The organism is Coprobacter sp. (assembly GCF_982436375.1).
This window is the reverse complement of the sequence record NZ_CEWDCG010000064.1, coordinates 1-14185: the sequence shown is the minus strand read 5'-3', so window position 1 is coordinate 14185 and position 14185 is coordinate 1. Positions and strand designations below refer to the sequence as shown.

7 protein-coding genes are annotated in these 14185 nt (G+C 40.0%); all 7 read right to left on the bottom strand.

Annotated elements, in window-relative coordinates:
• Positions 1 to 252: 252 nt before the first annotated feature.
• The 7 genes from thrC to pfkA all read right to left on the bottom strand — a co-directional run bounded on the left by thrC (position 253) and on the right by pfkA (position 14172).
• Complete coding sequence (gene thrC / locus AC1WHX_RS05470; protein WP_022389567.1) at positions 253 to 1557, bottom strand: threonine synthase; 1305 nt, start codon at positions 1555 to 1557, stop codon at positions 253 to 255.
• A 4-nt stretch (positions 1558 to 1561) separates the two neighbouring features.
• Positions 1562 to 2773 (bottom strand): cofactor-independent phosphoglycerate mutase, encoded by a 1212-nt coding sequence (locus AC1WHX_RS05465; RefSeq protein WP_302545115.1) that lies wholly within the window; start codon positions 2771 to 2773, stop codon positions 1562 to 1564.
• A gap of 14 nt (positions 2774 to 2787) precedes the next feature.
• Positions 2788 to 5223: a bifunctional aspartate kinase/homoserine dehydrogenase I gene (gene thrA, locus AC1WHX_RS05460; RefSeq protein ID WP_302545116.1), complete on the bottom strand. Its 2436-nt coding sequence runs from the start codon at positions 5221 to 5223 to the stop codon at positions 2788 to 2790.
• A gap of 402 nt (positions 5224 to 5625) precedes the next feature.
• Positions 5626 to 7713 carry an HD family phosphohydrolase gene (locus AC1WHX_RS05455; RefSeq protein ID WP_481228959.1) on the bottom strand — a complete coding sequence of 696 codons (2088 nt, stop codon included), beginning with the start codon at positions 7711 to 7713 and terminating at the stop codon, positions 5626 to 5628.
• 12 nt (positions 7714 to 7725) lie between these two features.
• Positions 7726 to 9987: a RelA/SpoT family protein gene (locus tag AC1WHX_RS05450; RefSeq protein ID WP_022600399.1), complete on the bottom strand. Its 2262-nt coding sequence runs from the start codon at positions 9985 to 9987 to the stop codon at positions 7726 to 7728.
• A gap of 116 nt (positions 9988 to 10103) precedes the next feature.
• A complete protein-coding gene (locus tag AC1WHX_RS05445) occupies positions 10104 to 12983 on the bottom strand; it encodes an endonuclease (protein ID WP_122337496.1) in 2880 nt (959 codons plus the stop codon).
• 208 nt (positions 12984 to 13191) lie between these two features.
• Positions 13192 to 14172: a 6-phosphofructokinase gene (pfkA, locus tag AC1WHX_RS05440; protein WP_009318644.1), complete on the bottom strand. Its 981-nt coding sequence runs from the start codon at positions 14170 to 14172 to the stop codon at positions 13192 to 13194.
• Positions 14173 to 14185: the final 13 nt, after the last annotated feature.

Sequence of the window (14185 nt, the reverse complement as noted above, 5' to 3'; positions counted from 1 at the left end):
CGAATGCAATTGGGATGCCATTCCGATTCCCATTAGAAAGCAAACTATAATTGTTATTATATTTTTCATATCGATAGAATTATCGGGTTTTATTAGAAGAACAGGTTTTTATGTATGAATGTTTGCTATCCAATGAAGTTTATTTTATTTAGATAATAATTGGGGAGAAAGGTTTAATGATATGATGGAAAAGATGAATAAACAGGTTATCAACATACTGCTTTCAAATTGTTGATAACCTGTTTATATAAATTATTTTGTATTGAGCAACAATCGTTTAAATGGTATGAATGAGGCGGGTATTTCGATACTTTTTTTCTTCCCATGCATGAATTTTAAAAGGGTATCCGGAATATTAACAGGGGTGTTGATAACTCCTTCCACTGTTTCCAAGAATTTGGCAGGGTGTGCTGTTTCCAGGAAAATACCGGTTTCTCCATTTTCTAACTTTTCTGTTAAAGCACGATAGCCGCAAGTTCCGTGAGGATCGAGTAGGTAATTATACTTTTTATATACTTCACTAAGAGTTTCGCGTATCTGATCATCTGTATAACTGACTCCGCTTATTTCTTTACAGATAGCTTCATGGGAATTTTCGTATAGATCCAATATCCTGGCGAAATTGCTGGGATTACCGACATCCATGGCATTGGCTATCGTCGGTATAGAAGGACGAGGTTCATATTTACCGGTAATGAGATATTGTAAGAATATGTCGTTCCGGTTGTTTGCTGCAATAAATCGTTTAACCGGAAGCCCCATTCTTTTAGCGAATAATCCGGCTGTTATATTTCCGAAATTACCGCTGGGAACACAGAAGACAACATCTTTGTTTTTTTCTATGCGGGCTAATTGTGCATAAGCATAGAAATAGTAAAAAGATTGCGGTAGAAAGCGGGCAACGTTAATAGAATTGGCTGATGTCAGCAATAGGGCCTTATTCAATTCTTTATCCATAAATGCTTCTTTCACAAGAGATTGACAATCATCGAATGTCCCATCGACTTCTAAAGCCGTGATGTTCTGGCCGAGTGTCGTAAACTGTTTTTCTTGTATTTCACTGACTTTTCCTTTGGGATACAAGACAAATACTCGTATGCCGGGTACTCCTAAGAATCCGTTTGCTACGGCACTGCCCGTATCTCCGGATGTGGCAACTAAAACATTAACCTCTTTTTCTCCTTTTTTGCGAATGAAATGCCCTAATAGGCGTGCCATAAAACGTCCTCCGACGTCTTTAAATGCTAATGTCGGTCCGTGAAACAGTTCTAAACTGTATATATTGTCATGAACGTGAACAAGAGGAGTATCGAAATTCAGTGTATCATAAACAATTTCCTTTAATATGTCGGCTTCGACATCTTCTCCGAAGAAAGCTTCTGCTACGATAAATGACATCTCTTGAAAAGTCATTTCTCCGATATTGTGGTAAAAAGCATCGGGCAGCCTTTTTATAGTTTCTGGCATAAAAAGACCTTTGTCGGAGGCTAACCCTTTGATTACCGCTTCCTCTAAAGTTGCTTTAGCCGCCTGTTTGTTTGTGCTGTAATAATACATTTGATCAATCTTTTTTGAATAATTCTTTAATAAATTCATCTTGACTCAGTAGCCCGTAATATCCTTCCTCGACACTGAATTCATCGTATGTCTGTACATTGTCGGGTTCTTTTCCCGGTTTGTAAATTATAAAAGGAACTGGGGCTGCGGTGTGGGTGCGAATGCGACAAGGGGTAGGATGGTCTGGCAATAGAGCGATAGTCAAGGGTTCATCCATTTCTTGAGAAGCTTCTACCAGTCGCTTTAAAACCCGATGATCTAAAAACTCTACAGTCTTTTTCTTTAGTAAGGCGTTTCCCTCATGTCCGGCTTCGTCACTGGCTTCGATATGCAGATATACAAAATCATTGTCTTTCAAAGCTTCTATGGCAGCTTCGGTTTTTCCCTCGTAGTTTGTATCATATAATCCGGTAGCCCCTTCTACATCAATAGATCTCAATCCGGCGTAAATACCTATGCCTTTGATCAGATCGACTGCTGAAATAACTACTCCGTTACGCAAGCCGTATTGCTGTGTTATAGGTTTCATTTGCGGTTTGTAGCCCGGTGACCACGGCCATATACTGTTAGCCATATCTTTACCTTCGGCTTTTCTTTTCAGATTTACCGGATGATTACATAATAGTTCTTGGGATTTGACGATAAGCTCGTTCAACCGGTCTGCCGTTTTCTGAGCTTCCGGGACGAGAGCTTTTATCATCACTTCGTTTGCCGGAGTTCCGGGAACGTCATGCGGAGGTGTACATTTTAATCGTTTGTCTCCGCCTTTTAATTTAAGGAGATGTCGGTATGAAACTCCCGGGAAAAAATTCACATCATTTCCTCCCAGCTCTTTTTGTAGATAATCGATCAATTCAGATGCTTCTTCATTGGAAATGTGTCCGGCCGAATGATTCTTTATAACTCCGTTTTCTATACAGATCAGATTACAGCGCATAGCCATCTCTCCCGGTTCGATGTCTACTCCCATACTGGCAGCTTCTAAAGAACCCCTTCCTTCGAAAACTTTATATAGATCATATCCGAGAACCGACATGTTTGCGATTTCACTTCCCGGTTCGAATCCTTCGGGAACAGTATTTAAGCGACCGCACCTTCCATGTGAAGCGAGCCAGTCCATAATTGGAGTGTCGGCAGCTTGGAGAGGTGTTTTATTTCCCAATTCGGCGATTGGCTCATCAGCCATTCCGTCGCCTAATACGATTATATACTTCATAATAATATTTTTTACTAACGAATGTTGGCAATGCTGATAATATCGGCAAATACACCGGCTGCCGTTACCATAGCTCCAGCACCGTATCCTTTGATAACCATCGGATATTCTTTGTAACGATCGGTTGTGATTAATATTACGTTATTGCTTCCTTCTAATTGATAAAAAGGATGTTTGCTATCGACTTCCTGTAACCCGACTTCGACTTTTCCTCCATCCAAAGTTGCGACAAAACGGTATCTCTTATTTTCAGAAACCAGCTTTTTGCGTCGTTCTTCAAATTCTTCATCGAGTTTAGGAATTTGTTTCCAGAAGTCATCCAGAGAGCCCTGAAAATATTCTTCGGGGATGAACAGTTTTTTTACAACATCGCTTTGTTCTACCCGATATCCTGCTTCTCTTGCCAAAATGACAAGTTTTCGTACCACATCCTGTCCGTTTAAGTCGAGTCGGGGGTCAGGTTCGCTGTAACCTGATTCCTGAGCCAGCCGAATAGCTTTACTTAAAGGTATATCTTCACTTAAAACGTTGAAGATAAAGTTTAATGTTCCAGAAACTACTGCTTCGATTTTCAGAATTTTATCCCCGCTATTGATCAGGTTATTGATTGTATTGATAATCGGTAATCCTGCTCCGACATTCGTTTCGAACAAAAACTTGACGTCCCGTTTGCGTGCTATTCTTTTCAGTTCCGCATAGTTGTCATAGGCCGATGAAGCGGCGATTTTATTAGCCGCAACGACAGAAACATTATGATTAAGAAGATCTTTATAAATTCCTGCTATTTCATTGCTGGCAGTACAATCGACAAAAACCGAGTTGAATATGTTCATTTGAATGATACCGTCCCGTATGGCTGCCGGACTGGCCGACAGCGGAGATGCCTTGAGTTCTTCTTCATAATGGTCGAGAGAAATGCCTTCCCGGCGGAACAGGCATTTTTTTGAATTCGCCACTCCGACAATATTCAGTCGGAGTGATTTGTCTTTGAGCAGATTGGGCTGCTGCTTGCGTATTTGTTCTAACAAGTCTTTTCCTACTAATCCTATACCGGTGATAAATAGATTGAGAACTTGTACGTTAGACAAGAAAAACGAGTCATGAATTACGTTTAGAGCTTTTCTCAAACTGTTTAGTTCTATTACAAAAGAAATATTTGTTTCCGAAGCTCCTTGCGCACATGCGATGACATTGATACCGTTACGTCCTAAAGTGTTGAAGAGTTTCCCGGCAATACCCGGAGTGTGTTTCATATTTTCACCTACAATGGCTACTGTGGCGAGATCTTTCTCTGCACTGATTTCGCTGATCTCACCCATTTCAATTTCTTGAGCAAACTCTTCGGTGAGAACTTTTACCGCCAAATCTGCATCTGCATTTTTTACAGCGAAAGAAGTGTTATTCTCAGAGGATGCCTGAGATACGAGAAATACGCTTACTCCTGATTTGGCAAGGGCCTTGAATATACGGTAGTTAATACCAATAACACCTACCATTCCAAGTCCGGTAACGGTAATTAAGCAGGTATCGTTGATCGACGATATTCCTTTAATTGCCTTTCCTTCGCCTGATGCGGAATCTTGAGTTATTAATGTTCCCTGAACTTCCGGGTTGAAAGTGTTTTTAATAACGATAGGTATATTTTTATGGTAGACCGGATAAATGGTCGGAGGATAAATAACTTTTGCCCCGAAATTACATAACTCCATCGCTTCGATAAACGACAGGTGTTCTATAACATAAGTGTTGCTGATAACTCGGGGATCGGCGGTCATGAACCCATCGACATCCGTCCATATTTCCAGACGCGATGCTCCTAATGCCGCTGCGAGGATCGCTGCAGTGTAATCTGAACCACCTCTGCCGAGATTGGTTACATCGTTATTTTTTTTATCGGAAGAGATAAACCCCGGAACTAAGGCGACTTTCGGCAGTTCTTTGAATGTTTTCCTAACCAGTTCATTTGTTAGATCAAAATCAACTATATTTTTGTTGAACTGGACTTCTGTTTTAATAAATTCCCGTGAATCATAATGTACGGCATCGTTAATCACTCGGCTGACAATTACGGATGATATCCGTTCTCCGTAACTGACTATGGTATTTTGGGTTTTGGCAGATAAGTCTTTGATAAGCGATACTCCCCGAAATATATTACCGAGCTCGTCTAATAATTCGTTTACGATTTGGAGCACTTCTTGTTTACGTTTTTCCGGAACGATCCCGTCGATAACGTTATGATGCCTGTGGATAATTCCTTTAAAATGAGTCAGATATTCACTATCTCCAGTTCCTGCTAAACGAGCGGTCTCTATCAGTTTATCGGTAATACCACCTAAAGCGGACACTACTACTATTACCGGTTCATCACAGGCTTCTACTATTTTCTTTACGTTTTTGATGCTTTCTACGGAACCTACGGATGTTCCTCCGAATTTTAATACTTTCATCAGTTGTAAATATATCTTTTTTATTTTTTGTCCGGCACAATGTATCTTTTCTGTTTTTATACAGAAAAGCGGTATTGATTAACGGAACAAGGTCAAATTTATAAATTTATTTTCAATGGAATAGGTTCATATAATCGGTATTTATGAACCAAAAGGATGGATATGACAACTCAAACCCCCTAAGGGGTGGTTGTTGTAATAGTAGTATATATAAAACAATATTGCAGGAACTGTTTCATTCTATCTCTGCTTCAATTTATTTTGACAGTGCAATATTACGCAAATTTTCTTTATCTACCTACATATTTTTTATTTTTATTCTGTCAAGATAGAAATTTGATATGGAATGTGTTTTTGAAATTACAAGTTATTATTTTTACTTTATCCTTTGGGTAAATTCTCTTATTGTTGTTTGGTTTGATCCGGCTTCCGATGCGGATCTTCTTTTAATTCAGGGTAGCTGATGCGTGTATGATACATTGTTTTCAATTTCTCGATAAATACGTTTTTTATAGTTTCCACATCTCTGAAACTTAAAGGTGTATTCTTGAAAAGACCATCTGCAATCTGACTATCTATAATATTGTTTACCAATTTTGAAATCGACTCTTCGGTATATTCTTTCAAACTGCGGGAAGCTGCTTCGACAGCATCCGCCATCATCAATATGCCTGTTTCTTTAGTAAAAGGATTCGGTCCGGGATAAGTAAAAGAGTCTTCGTTGATTTTGAAATCCGGAAATTCGTTTTTATATGAATTATAAAAATATTTGGTTTTACTTTTTCCGTGATGTGTGCTGATAAAATCTTTGATGGCTTGAGGAAGCATCAGTTTGTCTGCCATTTTGATCCCGTCTTTCACATGTTGTATGATAATTTGGGCACTTTGTTCGTATGAGAGATTATGATGAGGATTTACTCCAGATTGATTTTCTGTAAAGAATGCCGGATTTGCAAGTTTTCCTATATCATGGTATAAAGCGCCGGTTCTTACCAATTGAGCATTTGCCCCTATTTTGTTCGCTGCTTCGGCCGCCAAATTTGAAATCTGCATGGAGTGTTGGAATGTTCCGGGACAGATTTCAGAGAGTTGCCTGAGTACCGGAGAATTAATGTCGGACAATTCTACTAAGGTAACGTTAGAAATGAAACCGAATGTCTTTTCGAGCAAATAAATCAGAAGATATGCAAATAGCAATAATACTCCGTTTATACCAAAATAAAGGAACATGTTCGGATTGAGTTTACTCCAATCCCCTTCGGTAAGTAATGTATAACCTACATAACTTACACAGTAAGCTATGAATACGAGTATAGCACAACGCACCAATTGAGATCTTTTTACTAATTCGCTGAGACTGTCTATTGCTGTCATCCCCACTATGATTTGCAAGAATATGAATTCTAATGGGAACGGTGCTGCGAATGCGCATAATAGGACAGTGACCAGATGCGCATATAATGCTGTTCGCGAATCGAGGAATGTAACGACTGTGAGCGGTAACATGGCAAACGGGACGAGATATATGCCTTGTAGTCTGGTTTGCGTCATCATGTATGCTGCCAAGGTTACACATACGATCATCAACATCAGGAATCCCAAACTTCTTATATCTTTGAAAATCCGGGAACGGAAAAGAGCTAAAAATAGATAAAAGAAAGTGAACAGACAGGTAATAACGATAGCTTGTCCGATCAGAGTCGTCTCTCTCCTGTCCATATTGATTTTTTTCTTGAGGGTTACCGTTTCCAATGATTTTAAAATCTGATAGGTATGAGGAGAGACGATTTCGCCCCGGTCAATAATTCTTTCACCGGCTTGTACGATACCGGAGGATGCCGATATCCGTTGTAAAAGCTCGTATCTTATTTTTTTTGTCGTAGTACTATCGAAAACCATGTTCTCGACTAAGTAGGTATTGAGATTACAGGTGCGTAAGAGGTCTTTGCTTGCCTCGTCCGGAAGACTATTTATAATCTGTTCATAAGCTGTACGAGGCGAGCGTAACTGACTGACCTGATATTCACGGGCAATGTTGTTATTGAGTATGCGGATGTTCTCGATATGTTCTTTTTGTAGCTTATCATATTCTCCGGATGAAATGATCCCTTGTTTATATATATTGTCTAAAGCGGTTATCGTATAGTTATAAAGATGATGAGGTAATCGGTCTTTCAAGTCGTTTTTGTACGCTTGTTGAAATTTTGCGATTTGTTGTTTCCCGATCGATGCGTTTTCGACATAGAAAGGTTGAAATTGTTGTAGAATACTGTCTTGTTCTTTTTTTATCTGTTCTTGACTTTTGTAAATAGAAAAGTCGAAAGAAGCTGTTAATAAACCGTATTTCCAGGGTTTTCCTTCTTGGAAATGATAACGGAATTTCTCTTCGCGAGGAAAGAAATATATTGTCAGAAAAAGCGCTGCAACAAAAAACAAGATTTGAAATATAAGCGTTTTACCAAAAAATGATTTTACAGTTTCCCGTTTCATATTCTGCAATGATTATATGTTTTTAACTCGAACAGCCGACTTGACTTCCTTGACTTTTTTTATATTGTTACATAGTTTCTCTATATCTTGCACGTCATGTACCATGATGCCTAATTTACCTGTAAATAGTCCGTCGTTACTTTCGATGGACAAGTTCCGGATGTTGATTGCCAGATCTTCCGAAATGACTTTAGTAATGTGATTAAGAACCCCGACCCCGTCGATTCCTTTAATTTCGATTGTTGCGGGGAAAGATTCGTCGATACGTTCGTCCCATTGTGTAGAAACAAGTCGCGGACCAAAACTGCTTTTTAGCTTCATGGCGATAGGGCATGAGCGTTTGTGTACGACAACCGTTTCGTCTTCATTGATATATCCTAATACGTCATCTCCGGGAATAGGACAGCAACAAGGAGCGATGGTATAGTTCTTTTCTTTTCCGTCGTCTCGTAAAATATAAGTTGCTTTCCGGTCTATTTTCCGGTCTGGAGCTGCAACCGATTCTGGTTTTACGGGAACGGGTGCAGATTTGTTATTCCCCCCGAACGGCATCTTCAAGTATTTCATAAATACGTTTTGACTCTTATTTTTAAAGAGTTTCTTAACCGATTCGTCTAAGGAGATATTGTTGCTTCCGAGTTGATAAAACAGTTCTTCTTTTTTGTCTATACCGAAGTGGTTCAATATTTTATCGACTATACTTAAGTCGTTTTTGGCTAATCCGTTTTCTTCAAGGAAATTATTGAAAATATTTTCTCCTTTGGCTGCAATTTGTTTTTTGTCTTTTCGCAAAGCTGCTTGTAATCGGGTTTTTGCCTTTGCCGTAGTAATGAAATGTATCCACTCTTCTTTTGGAGTTTGGGTTTTGGACGTCAGTATTTCCACTTGATCTCCACTCTGGAGTTTTTGGGATAGAGGCACCAACTTGTGATTTACCTTTGCTGCAATACAATGGTAACCCATATCAGAGTGCAATGTAAATGCAAAATCGAGAGCTGTGGCATCTTTAGGAAGTGTTTTCAATTCCCCTTTGGGGGTAAATACAAAAATTTCCGATGCAAACAGGTTTAATTTTATCGTGTCCAAAAAATCGAGAGCATTCGGCTCTGGGTTTTCGAGAATCTCCTTAATCGTTTTTAGCCAAATGTCCAGTTCCGATTCTTCATCTGTATTTCCTACTTTATATTTCCAATGTGCAGCGAATCCTCTTTCTGCTATTTCGTCCATTTTTCGGCTTCGTATCTGCACTTCTGTCCAGTTACCGTCAGGACCCATGACTGTGACGTGCAATGCCCGGTAGCCATTTGCCTTGGGACGACTCACCCAATCGCGGATGCGTTCCGGATGTACTTTGTAAATGTCGGTTATAATGGAATATATGTTCCAACACTCTTTTTTTTCGTCTTCTTCCCGTTCCGGATCAAAAATAATACGTACGGCAAAAAGATCATATACCTCTTCGAACGGGATATTCTTGGTTTGCATTTTATTCCAGATCGAATAGACTGATTTTACACGGGCTTTCATCTCAAATTTTACACCCATTTCGTGTAATTTTTCTGTAATAGGAGCTGAAAAATCCTCGTAAGCAGCTTGACGTTTTATTTCGCTGTCCGCGATTTTCTGACTGATCTCTTTATACGCATCCGGATGTTCGTATTTAAAACTGAGATCTTCCAGTTCTGTTTTGATTGCAAATAACCCCAACCGATGGGCAAGCGGTGCATAAATATAGAGTGTTTCTCCGGCAATTTTATATTGTTTACTGGGAGCCATAGATCCTAATGTCCGCATATTATGCAAGCGGTCTGCCATTTTTATCAAAATGACCCGAATATCTTCGGACATTGTCAATAACAGTTTTCTGAAATTCTCTGCTTGAGCAGAAGCCTGGTCACCGAAAATCCCTCCGGAAATTTTCGTCAGTCCCGCTACGATCATGGCAATCTTTTTCCCGAACAGATTTTCTATATCTTCTACCGTATATTCCGTGTCTTCTACGACATCATGGAGAAGAGCCGAACAAATAGATGTAGAACCTAATCCTATTTCTTGACACACGATGCGTGCTACGGCAATCGGATGCAGTATATACGGTTCGCCTGAACGTCGTCGAATTCCTTGATGAGCATCTTTGGCAAATCGGAATGCCCGTTCGATAATATCCACCTTTTTTCGGTGGTTCGAATGCAAATAGTCTGTCAATAATGCTTGAAACTCCTGCTCTATTAGATTATCTTCCTGTATTTCTATATTATTACTGGACTCCCCCATATTTTTTAAAGCTCTTTTATCATTAATGGCAAACTTAAAAAAAATAATCCATATTATTTCTTCTTTGACACAAAATGTCTCTCACACATTCGGATATATAAGAGTTTTTAGAGATGTTACCGAATAACTTTCATCGTCTTATATTCTGACGAGGACTTTATTCCGATGATATATATTCCTCGTGAGGAGGCAGGAATCTCAATGACGGCAGAGTTTGCTCGGGTTTCGAATATGCTCGTTCCGGATGGTGTATATACCGAAACGGTTTCGTTTCCTTGTAACCCTAAAATTCTGAAGCCGCTATTTGTTGAACAAAAAATTAATCCGTTCTGTTCGTTTTTCTCAATAGAACCTGTATTCCCGGAGGTTTTTACAGCTACTCGTTCCGATTGTTCAGAAAGGATATCTCCGATTGCCGATCGAACCTGATAATAGTATTCTGTATCTTTTTTCAGGTTTTCGAATTTGCAACTGAGTCCTGTTACGATTTTATCTTGTACGATGTATTCAGGCTTTGTGCCTCCGTATGTTACAGATACATTATCAAGAGCAAAATTCCCTTTTTCTTTGTGATAAGTAAATCTGAATGCCGTAATATTTTCATCTTTTGTGAATGAGTAGCTTGCTGTTTGAGCGCTATTTACAAATTCTATAATGTCTATCTCACTCCATATCCCATTGCTTTTCTTTTCTATTTTGAATGTCGAACCTATGCCTCCTGAAACGAATTTGTACCAGAATGAGAGTTCTGTTACAGGTGCAGGATAGTCACAAGTCTGTATGTATTCTTCTTCTCCTTTTTCCGGTTTGAATGCTAATGAATTGGGTTCTTTGGAATTTGTACTGGACTCGTAATGTCCCGATGCGTTTCCTGTCCAGCCTTCGGGCAGGGGTTTTCCGTCTGTTACATTTGTAAATGTCTCAGATATTTCTACTTCTTCATCTCCTATGAGGGTGTACAGATCGATCAGGTAATGTTCAGCACCGGGAACTATATCCCAATTGGCGACAAAAGAGTTTTCTGTTATTTCTGTTGCATCCAATACTTCTGGCGACTCTAATGGAGAAGTTTTAATACCCATCGTGTTAACAGCCTCAATCTCTCCTTGTGCGGACAGTGCGGTGACACGATAAGTGTAACGGTGGTTGGGCATTAGGCTGGAAACCTGATATTCCGTTTGTTCTCCGACTTCTTTATTTTCGAAAACATACTGACTTTCGGGAGCGAACTGCATGGTGAAAGTTCCGGTTCGGTCAATAACATCTTGACCTAAATTTACCCATTCCGACCAATCGCATACGGTGGTAGGATGAGTTACTTCCGTTTTTCGCATATAAGTAACATTTACTCCCCAGGTTGCGCCTTTTCCCGTATCTACATCTCCGATAACGTCTATTTGGATACCGTTATGATACAATCCGATTGCGTCATCCCCGTTAAATGACATGAGAGATTTTTCTTTTTCTGCCGGAGCAATCATTTGTGCCCTACCTATTAGAGCTTCGTTCGTACAGTCCCCTGATACAATCAAAAAGTTTTCACCGTCGGCAAGTATGGGATGCTCATCATTTTTTAGAGAAAGTTCCGTTCCGAAACTTCCGCTCCCGTTTGTCTGTTTCCGTAAACTGTATTTCGAGAGATCGATGTCTTTTCCTGTGCCGTTATAAATTTCGATGGCTTTGTCGTATCCTTTACTTCCTTCGATATAGGATGATATAATCAGATCTCCGGCCTGTTGGTCTCCTGAATAAAGATCGATCCGGTAGCCTGTTGCTTGCGGGTGGCGAATCCATCGCAATGTAGATTGTGTAGAAGTCGTTTCTGTAGCCGGGAGTGCCATAAAATCTTCTGTTGCACCTCGTGATACTTTTACGATTACCGAGTCTGCCAGTCCGCCGCCTTTTATTACTAACGTGTCGATACCCGTTCCTGATGTTTGAGGCATATAACAGATATGAATCGTTTTGCCATTTATAGCTTCATTTGCAGTGACCGATTCTTGAGAAAGGCTTAATCCGGAATTTTCTCCTCCGGTTTTCCAATAAAGATTCAGGGTCTCGGTCAAATTCTTTCCTTGAATATCAAGATCGATAGTTTTATTGTCGCCTTGTAGCAGAATGCCGAAATCTAATGTTTTATTGTTTCTCGGAGATATTAGAAAAGGTTCTGTTTCATCCGGAAAAGGGTAGGGAGTAGATGTTTTGTCTCCCCATATATAATCCACTAAATCGGGATAATCTATAAAAGGATTACGGTTACCCTGAATTTTGTAAACAGCTTCTGCTCTCTCTTCTTCCCGAGTGCTTTTGAGATCATTTTTATTCCATTCCATCAGTAGTTGCAGTGCCCAAGACTGCCATACAGGCCATGTATTATTTTGCATCATCGGGCTATTCCAGAGAGAAGCATAGTCTTCGTATGCCGTAGCAATGTAGAAATAAGAACGGGCGAAATCCCCTTTATAAATATCTGCTGGTTCGAAGCAGTTGCCTGTGTATGTGTTCCCGAAACCGTTTTTCCCCATTTTGCTCAATCCGTTGTCTCTGATAGGAGTTCCGGAGACTTCACCTAAAGGGTTGTTGCTTTTCGACATATTCATTGTTGCATCTGCCGGATAAAGATGATATAAATCTTTATAGGCGTTATTCTTAATACCTCCCCACCAACTATTCGGCAGAGAATGTTCTATATGCATTCCGTCGATACCGTTGAATCCGTTGAAATATCGTGTCTCATTGGAGTACATGTCAAAAACCGATCCGTCGGGATTTTGATCGGTATAGAAAAAACCTTCCCAAGTTGCGCCCTCTCCGCTTCCATATTTGAGCATAGAAGCCTCTTTTATGATGTTATGCAAGGCGGTTTTCAACTCTGCACCGGTTTTGCCGTGTGCTTGATAATAATATCCGGCCGGAATTTGTGCACAGATAAGCGATGAAACTGTTAAAAGAAGAAAGAGAATGCCGTAGCGTAGTAAACAGGTAGTCTTTTTCATAGAAGGCAAGTATAAAGTTTGTGTAAAATAAACTGCAAACCGAGAGAGAAAACAACGGGTTTACTCGACTGGCTATGCCAAGGTAGTGCGTTTATTCCGAACAATAGTTTAAAATAAGAACCGTTTCAAAAATAATCATTTTTTTGAAACGGTTCTTAATAATTATAGAAAAAATATCGCTATTCTGCTGATTATCGCGTACCGATTTTTAAATTGACAATATGCGCAACGTATTCAGCAGTTCCCGATTTATAGGCTTGTCGTTTTTTATGGCTTTATTGAACGGGACATATTCGATTTGATCATCTCGAATACCGATCATTACATTGCGTTGATCGTCCAGAAGAGCATCGATAGCGGCAGCTCCCATGCGGCTGGCAAGAATCCGGTCATTGGCTGTCGGAGATCCGCCTCGCTGCAAGTGGCCTAAAATGGTTACGCGGACGTCATATTGAGGATATTCGTTCTTTACACGTTCTGCCAAATGCATAGCTCCTCCTGTGCTCGGGCTTTCTGCGACAAGAACTATGCTACTGTTTTTTGATTTTCGGAATCCGTTTTTGATCAGAGCTTCCAATTGATCTACTTCTGTGGCAATTTCAGGAATTATGGCGGCTTCTGCTCCGGATGCGATAGCTCCGTTTAAAGCAAGGAAACCTGCATCACGGCCCATAACCTCTATGAAGAACAGCCGTTCGTGGGAGGTTGCGGTGTCTCTTATCTTGTCGACGGCGTCCATAATCGTGTTTAGTGCCGTGTCATACCCGATTGTCGTATCCGTACCGAACAGATCATTATCGATTGTTCCCGGAAGCCCGATTATCGGGAAATTATGTTCGGTAGCAAAAATACGTGCACCTGTTAAAGTTCCGTCACCTCCGATTGTTACCAGAGCATCGATACCTTCTTTCTGAATATTGTCAAAAGCCAACTGACGACCTTCCGGTGTTTCGAACTCTTTACATCTCGCAGTCTTTAATATCGTACCTCCTTGTTGTATGATATTACTTACGTTTTGAGTTTTAAAAGGGACGATTTCTCCTGTGAGCAGACCTTTATATCCCCGGTATATGGCTTTAACATCGAATCCGTTATATATGGCGGAACGGGTTACTGCACGAATTGCAGCATTCATTCCCGGAGCATCACCTCCGGAAGTCAGTATTCCAATACATTTTTTCTTTGTCATAACTTATTTTTTA

What these genes read in the sequence shown, in the direction of transcription:
- AC1WHX_RS05465 (WP_302545115.1), bottom strand. Translation starts at nt 2,773, where the DNA reads ATGAAGTATATAATCGTATTAGGCGACGGAATGGCTGATGAGCCAATC.
- AC1WHX_RS05455 (WP_481228959.1), bottom strand. Translation starts at nt 7,713, where the DNA reads ATGAAACGGGAAACTGTAAAATCATTTTTTGGTAAAACGCTTATATTT.
- thrA (WP_302545116.1), bottom strand. Translation starts at nt 5,223, where the DNA reads ATGAAAGTATTAAAATTCGGAGGAACATCCGTAGGTTCCGTAGAAAGC.
- AC1WHX_RS05450 (WP_022600399.1), bottom strand. Translation starts at nt 9,987, where the DNA reads ATGGGGGAGTCCAGTAATAATATAGAAATACAGGAAGATAATCTAATA.
- AC1WHX_RS05445 (WP_122337496.1), bottom strand. Translation starts at nt 12,983, where the DNA reads ATGAAAAAGACTACCTGTTTACTACGCTACGGCATTCTCTTTCTTCTT.
- thrC (WP_022389567.1), bottom strand. Translation starts at nt 1,557, where the DNA reads ATGTATTATTACAGCACAAACAAACAGGCGGCTAAAGCAACTTTAGAG.
- pfkA (WP_009318644.1), bottom strand. Translation starts at nt 14,172, where the DNA reads ATGACAAAGAAAAAATGTATTGGAATACTGACTTCCGGAGGTGATGCT.